This window comes from Aquimarina sp. MMG015 (assembly GCF_018100855.1).
GTDB classification, from domain to species: domain Bacteria; phylum Bacteroidota; class Bacteroidia; order Flavobacteriales; family Flavobacteriaceae; genus Aquimarina; species Aquimarina latercula.
In genome coordinates this window covers 137,886-157,486 of record NZ_JAGJEB010000009.1, presented here as the reverse complement: position 1 = coordinate 157,486, position 19,601 = coordinate 137,886, and the positions used below count along the sequence as shown (strand labels likewise).

The window sequence follows — 19,601 nt, the reverse complement described above, 5'->3', positions numbered from 1 at the left end:
GGAACTTAAAAACATAAACGAAAGAATAATTTGGTACATTCGGGAAAATAATGATAATGTAGTTGTAACTAAGAAATTTAGGAAATGGAAATTAAAACCTTAAAGGGAATTAATAAAAAAGATATTCTAAATGTATTCAACAAATCTTTTTCGGACTATTTTATTCCTTTTAGACTATCTGAAGAACAATTAATTTCGAAAATGTTAGCTGATAAGACAGATCTTAATATATCGGTAGGAGTTTACGAAAAAGAAAGTCTGATAGGGTTTATTTTGCACGGATATGATATAATCGATAATAAAAAAGTAGTATATAATGGAGGAACAGGAGTTATTCCAGAAAAAAGAGGTGTTGGTTTAACAAAAAAAATGTATCAATTTATTTTACCCATTTTAATGGAAAAGAGAATCGATACGCTGCAACTAGAAGTTATAACTAAAAATATTCAGGCTATTACTTCATATAAAAAATCGGGTTATAAAATTGAAAGAGCATTACTATGCTATAAAGGGAAGGTTAGTGTGTTACATACAAATGACGATATAGTTGTTAGGGTGTTAGAAGATTATAATTGGGACTTAATGAAAACGTTTTGGGATATATACCCTACTTGGCAAAATTCTAATAATGTTGTAGATGAATTAAAAAACATCAATGTTTCGTTAGGTGCCTATATAGATTCTAAACTGATAGGTTATATAATTTATAGTCCAAGTAATAAACGATTACAGCAAATAGCGGTAAGTAAAGATTTCAGAAATAAAAAAATAGCTTCTACTTTAATTCACGAATTAATTAAAATATATGGGGATGAGTTTTCTATTATTAATATAGATAAAAGCTCAAAACCTGTAAATGCATTTTTAGAAAGAATAGGACTTGAAAATAATCTAGAGCAGTTAGAAATGAAATTACATCTTGATAAAAATTAGAGCTAGCAAAAAATTATTTTTATGAAAACCTAAAACAAGACCCAAATTGACAACAAATTGACTCAATTAGAAAATTTAAAATAACTTGTAAGAACTATCTTTACAAGAAAAGAAAATGGTACAAGACTATAAAACTATAGACTTATTTGGAAAACTACTATTTGAAACTATTATTTTAAAACCACCATACAAAAAGCCAAATTTAATGCCAAACGAGGCTTGTTTTTTGTACATACTAAAAGGAGAATACGACTCCATTTCTGAAACCGAACGACTTAAAATAGAGGCTCAAGAATCTCTTTTAATGAAATGTGGTAACTATACCTGTAATATGCGTTCTTCGGAAGTTTCTGATACATATCAAGCACTTGCCGTACACTTTTATCCTGATATTTTGATGAAAATCTATGAAGATAAACTTCCGGATTTTCTTACACAAAAATTACCTTTAGACATAGGTATGTCTAAGCTTAATAGCGATATTTTAATTCGAAAATATATTGAGGGAATTTTGTTTTATTTTCAAAATCCTGATTTGGTAACGGAAGAAATATTGATTCTAAAACTTAAAGAAATCATTTTATTATTAAATCAGACGACAAATGCTCCAGCGATTCGATCGATACTCTCTAACCTATTTAGTCCAAGTTCATATTCCCTTAGAGAAATTGTAAAAGCTCATTATTATGAAAATATATCTTTAGAAGAATTAGCAATTTTGAATAATCAAAGTTTATCTAGTTTCAAAAGAGAATTCAGAAAAATATACAATTCATCCCCAGCCACGTATTTACGAGAGAAAAAATTAGAAAAGTCTATACAGCTACTTGTATCTACAGATTTAAGAACTACAGATATCGCTTATGAATGTGGATTTACGAATGCTTCTCACTTCTCAAAAACGTTCAAAAATAAATATGGAATTTCTCCAACATTTTATAAGTTGACCCATTTAGACAAACCTTTGAACTAATCTTAAAACACTTCCGTTTTCTCTATTCTCATCTTTGCATCAGTAACAAAAAATATGTAAAAATGAAAACAGTACTTATTACAGGATCTAGTAACGGATTTGGTTATTTATCTGCATTAACATTAGCTAGAAATGGACATAGAGTTTGGGCAACGATGCGTGATATCAATGGAAAAAACAGAATTAAAAAAGAAGAACTTGAAAAAATTGCTTTAGAGGAAAAGATTTCAATTACGATAGCAGAATTAGATGTAACTAGTGATAAATCTACTAATGATTTAGTAGCTAGAATTCTTACTGAAGAAAAAAGCGGATTGGATGTTTTAGTAAATAATGCTGGTGTAATGTATGTAGGTATTACAGAAGCATATAGTATAAAGCAAGCGCAGGAACAATTTGACACTAATTTTTTTGGTGTGATTCGAACTTCCAAAGCGTTTCTTCCTTTTTTGAAAAAATCTTCAGATGGATTGATAGTCAATATTTCATCTTTAGCAGGACGATTGGTTTTTCCATATTTTGGGATTTATTGTGCTAGTAAATTTGCTTTAGAAGCATATTCTCAATCATTAAAATATGAACTAAAACCTATGGGGGTAGATGTTTCTGTTATAGAACCTGGGCCATATCCATCTGGGCTATTATATAGTGGGCCCGAGGAAGAAGATAAAACTACATTAGAAAGTTATGGAGAAATGGCCAATGTTCCGAAAGCAATGCTTCAAAATTTTGATCAATTCTATAAAAGTGATGAATCACCTAATCCGCAAGAAATTCCAAATGCTATTTTAAAAGTGGTCGAAATGGAAAAAGGAAATAGACCAATTAGACAAGCTGTCGGAGTAGATTATAATACTAATGAATTGAATAGTATAGTAAGTCCAATTCAAGAAAATTTGATAAAGGAAGCTTTACAAATGGAGCACTTAATTTAAATCCGTAAAAAATGAAATATTTAAAAAGGTTAATAAGCTTTACGGTCTTAGTGTTATTACTATTACCAAGTATTATGAATGCACAAAACTCAAATAACAATCCCAAAAATATGAGTGAAATGGAAACAAAAAATCAAGAAATAGTAAATGTTGCTTTGGTATATATAAAAGAAGGTGAAGAAACACGTTTTGAAGAATACAAGAAGAAGGGAGGTGCTATTTTGAAGAAGTATGGAGGAAGAATAGAACGTATTATTAAACCAAAAATACTAGCAAAAGGAAAAATAGAAATGCCTGATGAAATTCATTTTGCCAGTTATCCTAGTATGGAAGTATTTAATATGTTTAATGAAGATCCAGAGTTTATAAAAATTAGAAATAAGTATGCTGTTCCTTCACTTAAAAATATTTCAGTTTTTACGAGTAGGAACACTGATTTTGAATTTAAGAAAGAAAAGGGTGATAAAACCAAAACCTATGGTATTGCCTTAATTTACTTTAATGAAGGGGAGAAATATAAAAAGCAATTTGAGGATTATCATGATGAAGTTTGTGAGATAATGCCAGAATTCGGTACACATTTCGAACGTTTTATAGCACCATTTCAATCAAAGGGAGATATTGCACAACCAGATGAAATACATCGTTTTTATTTTGATTCAATGGAAGGTTTACAACAAATGGGAGCAGATGAACGAATGCAAGCACTATTTCCTAAAAGAGATACCTCATTAAAAAATCTATATTTTTTTATTGGTGAAGCTAGTTTATAATTGAAAAGAGAAATAAAGACTCATAATTCCATTTATAGAGAATAGTAACTCGATTTTTTATTCGAATTGCTATTCTTTTTTATTTTGTAAATTACCTCCGCCAAAAGCAATTTCACGAAACACGTTACTACTAATTAGGACTACGAGCCATTAGCTAAATGAAACACCCATTAAGGCAACATATTGAGGAGATAATTGAATTAACGGATGAAGAATTTGATTTTGTTTTAACTCATTTTGAAACTGATAAAAAACGGAAACATCAATATCTTGTTCAAGAAGGGGAAGTGGTAAAAAAAGAATATTGGATAACGCAAGGGTGTGTAAAAAGTTATTTTTTAGATGATAATGGTAAGGAACATATTCTTAGATTCGCAATGGAACATTGGTGGATTACGGACTATGAATCTTTTGTAAAACAGACTCCCTCGAATATATACATAGATTGTATAGAAGATTGCGAGTTGTTATACATTTCTTTTGAGAATAGGGATAAGCTTACATCTCAAATGCATAAAATGGAACGGTTTTGGGCAAAAAAAAGTAAGTTTGGTCGTATCGCTTTACAAAAAAGAATCCTTTCACTTTTAAAAAATTCTGCTAAGGAACGGTATGATTTATTACTAGAACAATATCCCCAACTATTTCAAAGAGTCCCTAAAAAACTTATAGCTTCTTACTTAGGGGTTTCTAGAGAAACCTTGAGTAGACTTAACCCATAGTTTAATTTTTTATAAAACTTAATTTTCATACTAATAAAGTGACATAGATCACTTTAAAGTAGTGATATACCTCCTTATAATTTCTTCTGATTCCTCTCAACTTTGTAGTGTTAATTTAAAACTATAAAAAGATGCCTTATATCAACATCAAAGTTACCGATGAACAGGTAACCAAAGAACAAAAACGTCTGTTAATTGTAGGTGCGACACAATTGCTTGCAGATGTATTGGACAAGAACCCTAAAACCACGCACGTGGTTATAGAAGAAATCCCTATTGATAATTGGGGAGTAGATGCAAAACAATATTCAAATTCAGAAAAATTTAAATCATGAAAAACAAAACAATAATTATTACAGGAGCCTCTACAGGTATTGGAAAAGCTATAGCAGCTTATTTTATTGAGCAAAATAGTAATGTAGTTATGAACTCATCTAATAAAGAGAATTTACAAAAAACGTATGAAGAACTTGGATCACCAAAAAATGCAGTGTATTTGGCTGGAGATATTAGTAAAAAATTTACAGGTCGGGAACTAGTACGTCTAGCGAAAGAAAATTTTGGCTCTGTAGATGTCTTAATAAATAATGCAGGTCTGTTTGCTCCAAAACCTTTTTTAGATGTTCAAGAAGAGGATTTAGAGCTTTATTGGAATGTTAATTTAAAAGGAACTTATTTTACAACACAAGCGGCAATTCCAGAAATGATAAAACAACAAAACGGTTCTATAATAAATATAGGTACTGTACTTGTAGATCACGCTATTGATGGTTTTCCTGCAACTGCGCCGTTAACAAGCAAAGGGGCTATCCATTCATTAACAAGACAGTTGGCAGCAGAGTTTGGTAAAAATAACATTAAAGTAAATACAATAGCTCCTGGAATTATTAGAAGTCCTTTACAAGGAAAAATGGGAATTGAAGATGCTGATAGTTTAGCTGGATTACATTTATTAAATCGTATAGGAGAAGCTAATGAAATAGCAGAAGCTGCCTACTATTTAGCATCTTCTGATTTTATCACAGGTGAGACTATTAACGTAGCAGGAGGTCATACAGTTGGGCACGCTATTTAAAAAAGAGAAATTATGTATAAAGATAATATAAAAGATATCGAAAAGGTAATAACGAATTATTTCGAAGGCATTTTTTATGGACAGGTTGATAAATTAGCATCTTGCTTTACGGATAATGTGTTTGTCTATGGTGATATTAACGGAGTTCCTTATAAGAAAAGTGTGATAGAATATTTGGAAGGTGTTAAAGAAAGAAAAAGCCCTAATGATTTAAACGAAACATTTAAAATGGAAGTTGTTGGGATTGATATTATAGGAAATGTAGCTATGGTAAAACTACGCGTACCTATGTTAGGTTATAACTATTATGATTATTTATCCCTAACGAAAGTGAATGACAACTGGAAAATTGTGAGCAAAATTTTTACGCATGTAGCATAAAGATGTTGTTACATTTTTTTAAGTATAGAGTCTAGATTATAAAAGATTCAAATAATAATGAAAAAGAAACTATTTAAATTTCTGAAAATTTTATTAGGTATTTTATCATTTCTAATACTACTAATTATGGTTGGAGCTTTTTGGCCAATGCCAAAACTGATTCTTCCGGTAAAACATAATACCATACTCATAAAATCAATAAATATTATAGATGTAAAGTCTGGTCAAGTTTTAGAAAACAGAAATGTATTAATAAAAGATAATATCATTGCTGCTATTGATAGTTTAGAAATTTTAGTTGAAAATTCTAATTCATTAATAATTGATGGTACTAATAAATATATGATTCCAGGTTTATGGGATATGCATACACATTCAAATCAGCATTCTCCTTGGTTACATCATCCACTTTACATAGCCAATGGTATTACAGGAATTAGAGACATGTCTGGGCAATTAGATCGTAAAGATAGCTATTGGGTAGGTAGTAGAGAACGGTTACAATGGAATGCTGAATTGAATGCGTATAAAAGAATTATGCCGAGATATGTTTTACAAAGTAGTTATCAAATAGATGGAGCTTCTAGTGTACCTGATGGATTTCCAGATTTTTTTAAACTAGATACCCCAGAACAGGTAGATTCATTGTTACATTTTTATAAAAAAGAACAGGTAGATTTTATTAAGGTATATCAGCAAATACCAAAAGAATCATATAAAGCCTTGGCTAAAAAAGCACCATCGTATGAAATGCATATTGCTGGGCATAAACCAATGTTTCTTAGTTTGGAGGAGGCTGTTAATTTAGGACAACGTAGTTTCGAACATGGTCGTATTTTTATGTTCGAATCATTTCCGGAAGCAGATAGTTTAAAAAACCCTAATAATTGGAAAAGCTATTTTTCTAAATCAAAGAGAAGGTTAGTAGATGAATTTGATCCAAAGATTGCTACTAAACTTATGAAATTAATGCAATTAAAAAATGCCCATTGGACACCAACCTTACAAACGTTAAAGTTTGAAGCGAATGCGCATCTCGAAGACTACGTAGCAAACCCTAATTTAAAATATATCACAGGAATTAGAAAAAGGTTATGGTGGGGTATAGATACTAATAATAATGCTTCAAGAAATATGGATGATCAAACTAAAGATATAAGCCAAAACTTTTACAAAGCGGCAATGAATCAAGTGAGATTGGCTAATAGCATCGGAGTGCCAATAATGACTGGGACAGATGTAACAGACTCGTATATATTTGCAGGGTTTAGTATTCACGAAGAATTGATTGAGTTAACAAAAAGTGGATTAACAAACCTCGAAGCTCTACAAAGTGCTACTATAGTACCTGCTAAGTATGCAAAAAAAGAAGATTCTTATGGGAGTATAGAAAAAAGAAAAGTAGCTGATTTGGTTCTATTACAACATAATCCTCTAGAAAATATTACCCATACTAGTAAAATTGATGGGGTACTTATGAATGGGGTCTATTATGACTCAGAAAAAATAATAGAACTCAAAAACTTTACAGAATCAATTGCTGCTAGCTTTCATATGAATAGTAAAGTACTATTAAGTTTTTTTAAAAGCCCTCTTATAAGAGTACAATTTGCGGATTAAAACTATAACTATTTGATGGATTGAAAGATTTCTCTGTAACCAATAGTATTATTATTTAAATAGTTTACTCTAAACTGGCTTCATTTTTGATGAGTTTTAAAACGGATATAAACCACTTACTTTGAAATTAATTAGAACTTTTTTATTGCTTATTAGTTTCTTATGGTATTGAAAATTATAGAGAAATCAAATTATGAAAGGTTACACTTTACTATTTTTAGTATGAATATAGAAGATGGTGTAAATTGTGAAATATAAAATCTAATTTTAGGTAAATAATTCACTAGTAACAACGGTGTATGATTTAGTATCAATGAAGTCAGAATTTGTTTTAAGATTTTATTTAATAATAATAAAACTAGGAAGCATATAATAGTTATATATTAAAAATGGAATACAAAGAAACATTACCAGATCATTTATTTTCGCATCATATAGAAAGTTATTGGCATATTTTTTTTGAGAAACAGCCAACAGAAGATGCTTTAGAAATGTTTCTGCCGACTTGTACATTTAATATAATATTTATTGATTCTCATAGTATTGTAAGGAGTAGTTTGCACACCAAGTGGAAACGATTAAATCCCGGAGCTTACTTTATTGGACAAACAAATACTTCATTAAGGTTTAAATCCAAAAGAGCTGTTAATATTACAGGAATCAGATTTAAACCATTTGCTTTTGCAAATCTTATTAAGAACCCACTCATAAATTTTAATGATACTATAGTTAATCTAGAAAATATTTTCTCTCTAGATAATATAGCACACTTACTTATCCAAAGAATTTCTATAGAAAGTAAAACTGTAATACAAGAACAGCTTATTAATGAATTTATTAATGGTTTGTTATCAAAAACAATGTCAGTAGATGAAAGTTTAAGAGCTCAGTTAAACTTTATAATGTTTAGACATGGTAGTATACAGATCAGTGAATTGTTCAAAGAATTTAATGTAAGTAAAGTGACTTTGCATAAACATTTCGTAAATAAAGTAGGGCTTTCTCCAAAAAAAGTTTCACAAATATGGAGAATGAATAGAATACTTCAACTAAGAGAAGAATTTCCGAATATGAGTCTAACTTCAATAGGTTTAGAGGCTGGGTTCTATGATCAGGCACATTTCATTAAAGATTTCAATGCAATTTTTAATATAACACCATTTAAGTTTTTTGCTCAAAAATCAAACCTGGTAGAAATTGCAAATCTTAATATTACAAAACGATTTACCAATCAATACGATCCTATTATATCATAATAGATTTGAGATTTTTTTTTACCATTTACTTTTTTACAATTTTATAAAAACTCTATTTTTTAATTTCGTTTAAAAATCTAAAATAATGATGGTAATTCGTAAATGCATTTTTCTTTTTTTAACCCTATCACTATGTAATATCTGTATTTATTCACAGGATAGTGTGTTAAGCATAGAATATAAAAAAGAGGTGATTAATACCCTGTCTGATTTGATGAATGATAAATACGTCTTTCCTGATATTGCAAAAAAAACAGAGGAACATATAAAGGAACAATTTAAGAAAGGACATTTTGATCAGTTTACATCTAATGAAAGTTTTGCAACCGCTCTAACGCAATCGGTACAGTCTATCAATAATGATAAACATATGAAAATTATGAGTCAACCGCCATACGAGGCTCCCGCTATGACACCAGAACGACTTATTGAAGAGAAAATTTTTAACCTCAAAAGAAAAAAAGAGTATAATGCTGGTTTTCACAATGTTAAAGTGCTAGAAGGAAATATAGGATACCTTGATTTAAGAGGGTTTACTTATTTTAAAGAAGGAAAAGTAATTGCAGATGCTTACATGAAACTTATCAGAAATACAGATGCGGTAATAATTGACTTAAGTAAAAATGGTGGTGGAGATCCTGAGATGGTTCAATACCTATGTAGTTATTTTTTTAAAGGCGATATTCACTTAAACAGCCTTTATTTCAGAGAAGGTGATAGAACAATTGATTTTCATACACTTGATAAGGTGGATGGAAAAAAAATGATAGATGTTCCCCTATTTGTAATTACAAGTGAAAGAACATTTTCTGGTGCTGAAGAGTTTTCATATAACATGCAAACACAAAAACGAGCGACTATTATAGGTCAAACTACAGGAGGAGGAGCTAACCCAGGTGGTACCGTTCCAATTAATGGTTTTTTAAGTGTTTTTATTCCAACTGGAAAAGCTATTAATCCAATTACTAAAACAAATTGGGAAGGCGTAGGTGTAGTTCCTGAAATTAAAGTAAGTAAAGATGAGTCATATAATAGAGCACATGAATTAGCAAAAGAAGGAGCAGATCAATTTAGAGAGAAATTAAAAGAATTATACACCAATACTTTTATTAATCTTTTATCAAAATTAGAGAAATATGATGAAGTGAATTCTGAAAAAAATATATTAGCTACTTTAAAAGATTGTAAGGAAAAAGGACTTATTGAAGAATGGGAAATTAATGCTCTGGGATATCAATATATGATGGAACATAAAAAAACAAAAATTGCAGTCTGTATATTTAAGTCTAATACTATTTTACATCCACAATCTGCAAATGGATTTGATAGCTATGCAGAAGGATTAATGAATCTGGGGAGCTATGATGAGTCTATAAAAAACTATAAAAAAGCAGTAGAGCTTGCAAAAACTGACAACTCTCCTGATCTTTCTGTTTATCAAGAAAATTTAAAAAAAGCATTGAAGAAAAAGTAAGGGTTTAGCAATAGTTTGTTTCTAATAAAAATAAAAATTGAAGAAATCTAATATGATAGTAATTGTGTACATTTTGTTTATTTTTATATGGATATTATAGTTTGAAGAACCTATAATGTTCAAGGAAAATTGTTTTTCCACAGAAAAAAATAGATAACAATTCATGAAGCTCTTAAAACTATCTTTTATCATAATGATTATAAGTTTTCTTACGGCCTGTAATCTTACCCTAAACCCTAATGGTCCACGCTCTAACAATCCTTTTTTTATAACTACGGAACAGGTTACGGTTAAAGGAGTAACAATACCCGAAGGAACCAAGTTAGAATATGAAAAACACTTCTTAAAAAAAGGAGAGCAAGGTTCAATATTAAATGAAAAATACCTTACGGGTTTTAGACTACCAGAGAACAAAACTATAAATTGGGGAGGTGTACCGATAAGTGCTATTCATAAGTTTTATAATAAAGATATGAGCGGTTATAGTGTGTATGCAAATTTTAAAGTAACTCCTGATAATGAAACTACATTTTACAAAAAATGGCAAGAAGAAGGTTGTGATCTTGGTATCACTGTAAAGAATAGAGATGACTGGTCTTTTAATAATTCTAATATTTTAGATGTAGAGAGCTGCAGTGTTATATATCAACGTTATTTTAAAGATGATAAAAAACAACAAGATTTTCTTGATGCAATGTATAAAGCATTAATGGATGTAAGATCCCAAGACTAATATATCTAAGATGAGGTTTTGTAAAATTCAGTAAAAACGTCAATAATATATTCATGATCTTGTGTTCCACACATTTCTCTAATACTATGCATTGATAACATTGGGTTTCCAACATCGATCGTTGGTATTCCTATATTTGAGGCAACCATTGGGCCTATAGTAGAACCACAACCGATATCATTCCTACTGCAAAAATCCTGAAAAGGAACATTTGCTTTTTTACACCATTGTTTAAATTTAGCTATAGAAAATGCATCTGTGGCGTAACGCATATTGGCATTACTTTTAATTACTGGACCAGCACCAAGTAATGGTTTATGATTGGCATCGTGTTTTGTCGTGTAGTTTGGATGTACTGCATGAGCCATATCTGCAGAAATAAAAAAGGAACGTGCTACAGCTTGAAAAAAAGTCTCTTCCTTGGAGGAAATAGAAGAGTGAATGCGTTTTAATGTAGTTTCTAAAAAATTAGAATTTGCTCCATTTTGCGATTCAGAACCAATTTCTTCATGCTGAAAATAAACGGCCATTTGTACTTCGTTATCCGCAATAGTAGATTTTTTTAAACCTTCAAACGAGGCATGGACACTTGCTAAATTATCCAATCTAGAAGCGTAAATAAATTCATCATGAATACCCCCAAAACTTGATTTTTCTGCATCAAATAAAAATAAATCCCAACTAAGAATTGTTCCAGAAACTCCGGTTTCTTCCTTTAACCAATTTTCAAAATTAATTTCATTAGACAATCCAATAACGGGGAACATATGTTCCTGCGGATTCGGAGTAAATCCTTTTTTATTAACTTCTCGGTCTAAATGAATAGCCAAACGAGGAATTCGTATTTTTTTTTCTACCGTAATAAGTTTTTGCTCTAATACACCTGTTTCATTTTCTATAATTAATCTGCCGCCAAAATAAAGATCTCTATCAAACCAACTACTTAACAAAACACCTCCATAGATTTCAATATTTAGTAATTGATATCCTTCTTTTGTAGAAATGGGATTGTTCTTTATTTTTAGGCAAGGAGAATCCGTATGTGCACCAATGATTTTAAAAGAATAATCATTAGACCATTTTTTAGGAGTTCTAAATACTATAATTGAGCCATCAGCTCTAGTCACAAAATACTTTTCTTCTTTCTTTAAATCCCAAATGTCCTGTTCAAATAATTCTTGATAGCTCCGAGAAATCAATTCTTTTTTTAAGTTAGAAACTACGTGAAAAGAGGTAGAACCGGAATCTATGAAATTTAAAAGACTTTGGGAGTAAGACATTAAAAGTATTTTTTAGTTGCTCTAAATATAGTTAAAGCAAGATTTTTAATCAAAAGCAAATGTAATTAAACAATCTATAGAAAAACAGACCACAGTAATATTATACTCATTATCGAAGAGAATATAAAATATAAGATTAAACTTCTGATAAAATAAGAAATGTATTAGTATCCCCATGAATCATTAGTTTATCCAATAACTCTTGTAAAGAAGTTTGATTTTTCACTACAACTTTTAGATGTATATTTTGGTTTCCTGTAATGCGATGTGCTTCTTTAACTTCGGGGAAGTTTTTAATTACTTTAAGAATATGAGCTAATTGTCCAGGAAAAACTTTAAGCAATATGAAAGCTTCTAAATCGTATCCTAATTTATTATTATCAATTTGAATACTATACTTCTGAATCACACCTAAATCTTCCATCTTTTGAACTCTTTCTCTAACGGATGAAGGAGATAAATTGATAGTTCTCCCTAAATCAGCAAATGATAGTCGTGAATTATTTTTTAAAATGTCTAACAACTGCTTATCTATAGTATCTATCATAGAATCGATGATTTTTTGTTTTTAAATTCAGTTTTTCGATGGTAAATATAGTTATATTTCGACGATTCAACTTTTTGGTGTATAGGGTTTAGTCTACCTTTGTGTAAAATTCTTGTTCATGAGTATTCTTATAATTTTTAATAATAAAGATCCAGAACCTTGGAAGAAGGTATTAAGCAAAAAAATAGTTACTACTAGTATTGAAATATATCCAAATGTAAAAGATGTAGCTGCTGTAGATTTTGTTATTTGTTGGAAACCAGAAAAAGATATTCTGAAGAAGTTCCCAAACATAAAAGTCATCCAATCTGTGGGTGCTTCTATAGATCATATTACTAATTCGCAAACAATTGCAGAAAACATTATTATTACAAGAATGGTGGATATGAAATTGTCTATTGATATGTGGGAGTTTTTGCTAACTGTTGTACTAATGCAATTAAAGAATACTAAAAGATATGTACAACAACAAGAAAAGAGAATTTGGGATCAAAAAGAATATAAATCTATTGAAAACACGACCATTACAATTTTGGGTTTAGGTAGTATTGGGGGATATGTAGCTAAGAAATTCGCTGATTTAGGATTTACCGTAAAGGGATGGAGTAATTCGAAAAAAGAAATTTCTGGAGTGAAAAGTTTCAATGGAGTTGATGCATTTGATTCTTGTTTAAGTCAATCTGATGTTTTGATTAATCTATTGCCTTTAACTGATGAAACTAGAGATATTATAAACAGAAATACATTAAGGAGACTTGCTACTGATGCAATTTTTATTAACGTAGGAAGAGGTGAACATTTGGTAGAAGAAGATTTAATAGAATTACTTGATACGAATAAACTTGCCGGTGCTTTTCTTGATGTTTTTAGAACAGAACCATTACTAAAAGAGCATCCTTTTTGGAAGCATCCAAAAATTCAAATAACACCACACGTGGCAAGTTTAACTAATGTAGAAAGTGCGGCAAATAAAATTGTAGAAAATTATAAGCGATTTTTAGATAATAGAGAACTATTAAATAGGGTTTCGTTACATAAAGGGTATTAGTAAAATGGATACAAAATTTCATATAGCATTTAAGGTAAAGGATATAGAAAGTACTATTTCATTTTATCATATCATACTTGGCTGCAAATTAGGAAGACAAACAGAACATTGGGTGGATTTTGATTTTTTTGGACATCAACTTTCTGCTCATGTATCGGATGCAATACCAGAATTAGATTATTGCGGAAGAGTGGAGAACCTTAAAGTTCCGATTCCGCATTTTGGTTGTATTTTAGATGGAAAGGTATTTCGGGATATACAAAATAGATTAGAAGATCATAAAGTAGATTTTGTTTTTAAGCCTCAAAAAAGATATCAAAATAAAAAAGGAGAACAACAAACAATGTTTATTTTAGATTTTAGTAAAAATGCTATTGAGTTTAAAACGTTTAAGAATGATCATAATATTTTTTAAATAAGGATCATCTATATGTGCTTAATACAAACTGAAATGGGACATGGTATATATTATTAATTACCCTATGAATTGAAAAAACAAACAGAGTTAAACGCATGGATGATAATCTTAGTCAGATAAAAAAGAAAGTGTATGATAGATGTTCTTTAAAAATTTTAGATTATGTAAAAGAATCAGAAAGTCAAGAATATTCTGCTTGCAGATTTAAGCTTAATGGACAAAATGTTCTAAGTAGAACTGCTAAAGTTACACCAAAAAAAGTGGGGCAATTCGTAACTTTTTGGAAACGAAAAGAGAATGGACCTATCGAACCATATGATAAATCTGATCAAATAGACTTCTATATAGTTAATGTAAGTAAAAAGAATAAGTTGGGGCAATTTGTATTTCCAAAATCTTTATTGATTAAAAAGGGGATTATATCAACAGAAATAAAAGAAGGAAAAAGAGCATTTAGAGTATACCCTAAATGGGACATCACGAAAAGTAAACAGGCGCAACAAACCCAAAAATGGCAACTTAATTATTTTTATGAAATTAATGATAAAATTGACCTTGAAAGCGTTTTAAAATTATATACAAGTCAATAACTAGTCTTAAGGTATAATTTGGAGTTTTTTTGGTTGAATTATGAAAATTGAATGATTTATTGGGAGTTTTTTTATTTAAATTCTTTAGAATTAGTCTTAATAAATTTTATTTTTTCGCCAAATTACAGTTAATTAAGTGTTAAACTCACTTATTTTTTGTTTTTTTAAGGGGTAAATTCCCTGTTATTTTTTCCTTTTTCTGAAATTCTTGGTTTTTGATTCAACCTGTTGATTTTCAATAATGCAACTATGTTGCTTTATTGGTAATGTAGACTTTTTTTGTAGTATTCATGGGCAGTGAGTAGAGTGTTGCCCTTTGGTTGTTGTGTGTTTCCCGTATTCTGTTGTTGTTAATAATCTATAATTTTGTTAGTCTAATTTTATTAGAACTCAACATTTAATTTAAAACTAAAATTAAAACTTAACGCAAAATTAAAAATTATGAAAACTAGACTTAGAATTTTAAGCACAGTAACAGTATTTTCTTTTCTTTTTTACAGTTGTGAAAAAGATGGAGAAGGAATTACAGATTTAGAATCAGAAATTGAAAATGTAGATGCTATAGGAGCTGATCAAGCGATACCGGGAGAGTATATAGTAGTTTATACAGAAGATCAGTCTATTTCTGGAAAAAGCGCAGAAATGAAAACAAAATCGGCGCAAACATTATCTAAATATGCAATAGCAGAAGATAATATAAAGCAAACGTATAGTTCTGCTATTCAGGGATTTGCGGTTAAAAACTTATCCGAGAAGCAAGCTGATTTGCTTAGGAACGATCCTGAAGTAGCTTATTTAGAGCCTAACTATATCCAAAAGTTGGATGTTAAAATAGGAAAACCTGTAAGTACACTACCAGCAACAGTACAAAATAAAGCGGTGACTAATGACTCACAGTTATCTAATGGAGAATTTCTTCCTTGGGGAATAAATCGAGTAGGTAGAGCTAACGGTGCAGGAAGAACTTGCTGGATAGTAGATAGTGGTATTGCACCACATAGTGACTTAAACATAGACACTGGCAGAAGTAGAAGTTTTGTTGGTGGATCTTGGCAAGATCAAAATGGACACGGAACTCATGTAGCAGGAACCGTTGCTGCAAGAAATAATGGTTCTGGAGTTATTGGCGTAGCTTATGGAGCAACTGTAGTTTCTGTTAGAGTTTTAAATGCCGCAGGGAGTGGTGCTACAGATGGAATTCTTGCAGGAATAGACTATGTAGCTAACAATGCTGGTAATGGAGATACTTGGAACTATAGCGTAGGTTTCCGTAATCGATTTACATCTCAGGCAATAGACGACACGTTTAGAAATTTAGAAAATACAACTTATGGAGCTATGGCAGCGGGTAACAGTAACGATGATACTCAATTTTATTCACCACAAAGGTTAATAACTAGCCGATCTTGGTGTGTTGGAAATATGACTAATGTAGATGCTCCTGCCTCTGGTTCAAATTTTGGTAGTAGTGTCGATCGTTGGGCTCCAGGTACAGCAGTTTGGTCTACTTGGTTAAATGGTCAGTTTAATAATATTTCAGGTACCTCTATGGCGTCACCACACGTAGCAGGAATATTATTATTAAGAGGTAACAGTACAGGAACAGATGGGTCCGTAAGTAAAGGAGGATATACAGCTCCTATTGCTACCTTAAATTAAAAATAGATAAATAGTTTTGAATTAGTTAGAGGCTGAGTAATTTCAGCCTCTTTTTTGTTTTTTTAAGAGAAATTATAAGAATATAAGATGTTTTTCTGCTCTAACATGTAGAACTTATTTTAATCTTCTGATTACACAAAATAGTCTTAATCTTTATAATGTATTACCTCTATAAAACTCTAAAATTTTAACACGAAGTAAGTATTCGTATTTAGCATTGGTAAGGTTGGTTCTTGCATTATCTAGGTTGTTTTTACTTGTGATGTAAGCAATAAAATTTGACACTCCATTATTAAATCTAATTTCATTTACCCGATAAGATTCTTCAAATGCGGTTACTTGATTTTGTAAACTTTCATATCTATTAAATGCAGCCCGCATATCAAAATGGACTTGGGCAATTGCATTTTTTACTTCTAATGAAGTTCGTTCTAGTTCTATAAGAGATTCCTCGGCTTTAATTTTTTCTAATGCTACATTGTTTTTTGCTCTAAAACTATTAAAAAGAGGAATATCAACCGCGATACCAACAACTGTATTTAAATTATTGTCGAATTGATCCAAATACTCAATTTTATCTCCTCTAAACTGGGATTGTTCAGTAAAAACCGAAATTTCTTCATTGTTAACGGTAACAAAATCTCCTGTTTCTACAATACTCGATCCAATTTCGGTAAATGTTTCTGCAACACTAGAATAGTTGGTGTTTAACTGTCCAAAAAATGAAATTTCTGGAATATATTGAGCTCTAGCGACTTTTATTCCTTTTGCTGCTGCTTTTGCTCTTAATTCTTTAGCTTTAAAAGTGGCTAAATTTTTCATTGCATCATTAAAAACATCTTCAGACGAAAGTTCGTATTTTTCAAAATCTAATAAAATAGATGTTTTGTCAGCATCAATATTTTCACGGATATTCATCAATCTAGTAAGACTTAATTTTGCACTGTTTAGATCACTTTCTGCCGCTAGTATATTAGTTTCATCAATAGTTTTTTGACCTTTTATGTCGGCATAATCAGCTGGATTTCCAGATTCTTCACTATATAAATCTTCCTGTTGTTTTAATTGTTTATTGGTGGCTACTAATCTTACTTTTGCTAATGCTAATATGTCTGTTCTATTTAATACCTGTAGATATGCTAAGGTAACATTAAGAATTAATGTTTGTTTAGCTTCTTCTATTTCCATTTCAGAAGCTTGTCTATTTAATCTTTGTTGCTTAACTGTATTTAATAATCTAAAACCATTGAATATAGTAGCGTCGAGATTTAATCGTGCATTAGAAAAAGTAAGTTCTTGATTTATAAAATCATTGGTAAACGGATCAATACTTCTTCCGTTATTTACACCTATATTATAATTCCCATTTAATGATGGTAGAATGTTTGCTGTGGCCTGCCTATGATTAATTTTGGCAGTACTTGCATTTAGAACCGAAGATTTTAGGTCCAGATTATTTTTTAGTGCTATATCTACACATTGGGCTAGGGAGTACCTTTCTGCGTCTTTTCTTTGTGTAAATCCTAGGAATTGTAAAAGAAAGACACTGATACATATAATTGATTTCAGTGACATGAGTTGTTAGGTTATTCAGAGACGATACGTCCGTCTAAAAGATTAATAATTCTTGATCCATAAGAAGCGTTTTTTTCAGAATGAGTGGCTTGTATTATTGTAACACCTTCTTTATTTAATTCAGAAAATAACTCCATAATCTCCGTACTCTGTTTAGAGTTTAAATTTCCGGTTGGTTCATCAGCTAAAATTAGTTTTGGCTTAGTAATTAATGCTCTTGCAATTCCTACCAATTGTTGCTGTCCACCACTTAATTGAGATGGAAACAAATCTTTTTTACCCACAATATTAAAACGATCTAACATATCAGCTACGAGTGCTTTTCTTTCTGAAGATTTTACGTTTTTATAGAGTAGGGGAGTTTCGATGTTTTCATAAACATTTAATTCATCAATGAGATGATACGCCTGAAAGACAAAGCCTATGTATTCCTTGTATAGTTTAGATCGTTGTTTTTCTTTCATGGTATGCACGGCTTCATCTAAAAAGGCGTAACTACCTTCTGTAAAATTGTCAAGCATGCCGATACAATTTAATAATGTAGATTTACCGGATCCGGATGGTCCCATTAATGAAATAAACTCGCCTTCTTGCACTTTTAGGTCGATAGCATCGAGTAATGCTATTTTTTTTCCACCTGAATTAATTATTCTTGATGTATTGTTAAGTTGTAAAATCATAGTTGTTTTTTGATGATGATTATCTATGTTGTTTTTCGTTGGTGTAAAAAATAATCAGTTTAATTTTTTAAGAGTCTTCTGAGAGATGCGTCTTGGTCGAATGGTATTAAATATTCTGGGGTTTTCTCGTCTCATACAGACATAATTTTCTGAAATTGAATTCATTTTTGTAATCATAATATTACTGAATTTCTGATATTTCTACGTCTCCAATATTTAAACCTTTTTGAATGCTCGCATCACCTTTGTAGTACAATTTCGCTTCTCCAAAAGCTGTAAGTTTAATACGATCAGATGCTTGAATTTTAAATTCGGCCTCTCCAAAGGCTTTTAGCTTAGTATTTTTATTGTCTACGGCAAGTAGATCCGAAGTGCTTTCTCCAAAAGCTGTTATTTTCTGATTTTCGATAGATCCGTTTTTGATAGCTAATGTGCTGGCTCCATACATATCAACATCAAAGTATTCAAAATTTACATCGTTTAAAATTATTTGTGATTCCCCATAAACCTTTAATCGAAATGTTTCTGTGGTGATCTTACTTTTACAAACTGTAGCTTGTTCTCCTCTAATAGAAAGATCAGTAAGTTGTCTATAGTTTATGGTTACGGTAAGTACTTTGCCTTTATAAATAGGTACTTTTCTTTTGGTGCCATTAATCATTACTGTTTTATTTTTTGTAGTCTCTTTAGCATCATCTAGATAGACACGAAGTACATTTCCATTTACTTCGATATTTATTTTGTCTTCTGGTTCGGTACTCTTTTCTATGATTACAGATTCTTGATTGTTTTCCACAAAAGTTGCCTCTATATGTGGGCTGATGATTACTTTGTTAAAAGTAGTAACAGTTTTCTTTGTTTGTCCAAAAATTAATTGTGCAATAGATAACGCAATTAAAGCCAAAAAATATTTTAAATGTTTCATGATG

The 19,601-nt window shown here is 30.4% G+C and carries 21 protein-coding genes; 16 read left to right on the top strand and 5 right to left on the bottom strand.

Going from position 1 to position 19,601, the window contains the following annotated elements; translation table 11 throughout:
* Positions 1-84 precede the first annotated feature (84 nt).
* From J8L88_RS17495 to J8L88_RS17440, 12 genes are all read left to right on the top strand, one after another.
* Positions 85-933, top strand: coding sequence for a GNAT family N-acetyltransferase (locus J8L88_RS17495; RefSeq protein ID WP_211061423.1), 849 nt, complete (start codon positions 85-87; stop codon positions 931-933).
* Between the two features lie 115 nt (positions 934-1,048).
* Positions 1,049-1,906: an AraC family transcriptional regulator gene (locus J8L88_RS17490; RefSeq protein ID WP_118385655.1), complete on the top strand. Its 858-nt coding sequence runs from the start codon at positions 1,049-1,051 to the stop codon at positions 1,904-1,906.
* 62 nt (positions 1,907-1,968) lie between these two features.
* The gene (locus J8L88_RS17485; protein WP_118385656.1) at positions 1,969-2,841 is read left to right on the top strand and encodes an SDR family oxidoreductase; all 873 of its coding nucleotides are present in this window, start codon (positions 1,969-1,971) and stop codon (positions 2,839-2,841) included.
* An 11-nt stretch (positions 2,842-2,852) separates the two neighbouring features.
* A complete protein-coding gene (locus tag J8L88_RS17480; RefSeq protein WP_118385657.1) occupies positions 2,853-3,614 on the top strand; it encodes a hypothetical protein in 762 nt (253 codons plus the stop codon).
* Between the two features lie 158 nt (positions 3,615-3,772).
* Positions 3,773-4,336 (top strand): Crp/Fnr family transcriptional regulator, encoded by a 564-nt coding sequence (locus J8L88_RS17475; RefSeq protein WP_027391934.1) that lies wholly within the window; start codon positions 3,773-3,775, stop codon positions 4,334-4,336.
* A 131-nt stretch (positions 4,337-4,467) separates the two neighbouring features.
* Positions 4,468-4,671, top strand: a complete 204-nt coding sequence (locus J8L88_RS17470) for a 4-oxalocrotonate tautomerase family protein (protein ID WP_027391933.1) — start codon at positions 4,468-4,470, stop codon at positions 4,669-4,671.
* Positions 4,668-5,411 (top strand): SDR family NAD(P)-dependent oxidoreductase, encoded by a 744-nt coding sequence (locus tag J8L88_RS17465; RefSeq protein ID WP_027391932.1) that lies wholly within the window; start codon positions 4,668-4,670, stop codon positions 5,409-5,411. The genes J8L88_RS17470 and J8L88_RS17465 overlap by 4 nt, the downstream gene beginning before the upstream one ends.
* 12 nt (positions 5,412-5,423) lie before the next feature.
* Entirely contained in the window at positions 5,424-5,792 is a 369-nt protein-coding gene (locus tag J8L88_RS17460) for a nuclear transport factor 2 family protein (RefSeq protein ID WP_027391931.1), read from the top strand.
* 57 nt (positions 5,793-5,849) lie between these two features.
* Entirely contained in the window at positions 5,850-7,412 is a 1,563-nt protein-coding gene (locus tag J8L88_RS17455; RefSeq protein ID WP_211061422.1) for an amidohydrolase family protein, read from the top strand.
* A gap of 389 nt (positions 7,413-7,801) precedes the next feature.
* Entirely contained in the window at positions 7,802-8,668 is an 867-nt protein-coding gene (locus J8L88_RS17450; protein WP_211061421.1) for a helix-turn-helix domain-containing protein, read from the top strand.
* Between the two features lie 190 nt (positions 8,669-8,858).
* The gene (locus tag J8L88_RS17445) at positions 8,859-10,142 is read left to right on the top strand and encodes a S41 family peptidase (RefSeq protein ID WP_211061420.1); all 1,284 of its coding nucleotides are present in this window, start codon (positions 8,859-8,861) and stop codon (positions 10,140-10,142) included.
* Positions 10,143-10,305: 163 nt separating this feature from the next.
* Complete coding sequence (locus J8L88_RS17440) at positions 10,306-10,875, top strand: hypothetical protein (protein ID WP_211061419.1); 570 nt, start codon at positions 10,306-10,308, stop codon at positions 10,873-10,875.
* Positions 10,876-10,880: 5 nt separating this feature from the next.
* On the opposite strand, the gene J8L88_RS17435 is transcribed toward J8L88_RS17440, so the two are convergent.
* Together J8L88_RS17435 and J8L88_RS17430 are read right to left on the bottom strand one after the other, a co-directional pair.
* Positions 10,881-12,155 (bottom strand): M18 family aminopeptidase, encoded by a 1,275-nt coding sequence (locus tag J8L88_RS17435; protein ID WP_211061418.1) that lies wholly within the window; start codon positions 12,153-12,155, stop codon positions 10,881-10,883.
* A gap of 136 nt (positions 12,156-12,291) precedes the next feature.
* Positions 12,292-12,702, bottom strand: a complete 411-nt coding sequence (locus J8L88_RS17430) for an Lrp/AsnC family transcriptional regulator (protein WP_211061417.1) — start codon at positions 12,700-12,702, stop codon at positions 12,292-12,294.
* 118 nt (positions 12,703-12,820) lie between these two features.
* Between J8L88_RS17430 and J8L88_RS17425 the strand changes: the two genes are divergently transcribed.
* The 4 genes from J8L88_RS17425 (at position 12,821) to J8L88_RS17410 (ending at position 16,417) form a co-directional block, all read left to right on the top strand.
* Positions 12,821-13,750, top strand: a complete 930-nt coding sequence (locus J8L88_RS17425; protein WP_211061416.1) for a glyoxylate/hydroxypyruvate reductase A — start codon at positions 12,821-12,823, stop codon at positions 13,748-13,750.
* 4 nt (positions 13,751-13,754) lie between these two features.
* The gene (locus J8L88_RS17420) at positions 13,755-14,165 is read left to right on the top strand and encodes a VOC family protein (RefSeq protein ID WP_211061415.1); all 411 of its coding nucleotides are present in this window, start codon (positions 13,755-13,757) and stop codon (positions 14,163-14,165) included.
* Positions 14,166-14,263: 98 nt separating this feature from the next.
* Entirely contained in the window at positions 14,264-14,758 is a 495-nt protein-coding gene (locus J8L88_RS17415; protein WP_211061414.1) for a MepB family protein, read from the top strand.
* Between the two features lie 441 nt (positions 14,759-15,199).
* Positions 15,200-16,417 (top strand): S8 family serine peptidase, encoded by a 1,218-nt coding sequence (locus J8L88_RS17410; protein WP_118385668.1) that lies wholly within the window; start codon positions 15,200-15,202, stop codon positions 16,415-16,417.
* A 153-nt stretch (positions 16,418-16,570) separates the two neighbouring features.
* Here the strand turns inward: J8L88_RS17410 and J8L88_RS17405 are convergent, their stop codons facing one another.
* The 3 genes from J8L88_RS17405 to J8L88_RS17395 all read right to left on the bottom strand — a co-directional run bounded on the left by J8L88_RS17405 (position 16,571) and on the right by J8L88_RS17395 (position 19,597).
* The gene (locus J8L88_RS17405; protein WP_211061413.1) at positions 16,571-17,992 is read right to left on the bottom strand and encodes a TolC family protein; all 1,422 of its coding nucleotides are present in this window, start codon (positions 17,990-17,992) and stop codon (positions 16,571-16,573) included.
* Positions 17,993-18,003: 11 nt separating this feature from the next.
* Positions 18,004-18,672 carry an ABC transporter ATP-binding protein gene (locus J8L88_RS17400; RefSeq protein ID WP_027391921.1) on the bottom strand — a complete coding sequence of 223 codons (669 nt, stop codon included), beginning with the start codon at positions 18,670-18,672 and terminating at the stop codon, positions 18,004-18,006.
* 181 nt (positions 18,673-18,853) lie between these two features.
* Positions 18,854-19,597, bottom strand: a complete 744-nt coding sequence (locus tag J8L88_RS17395; protein ID WP_211061412.1) for a GIN domain-containing protein — start codon at positions 19,595-19,597, stop codon at positions 18,854-18,856.
* Positions 19,598-19,601 lie beyond the last annotated feature (4 nt).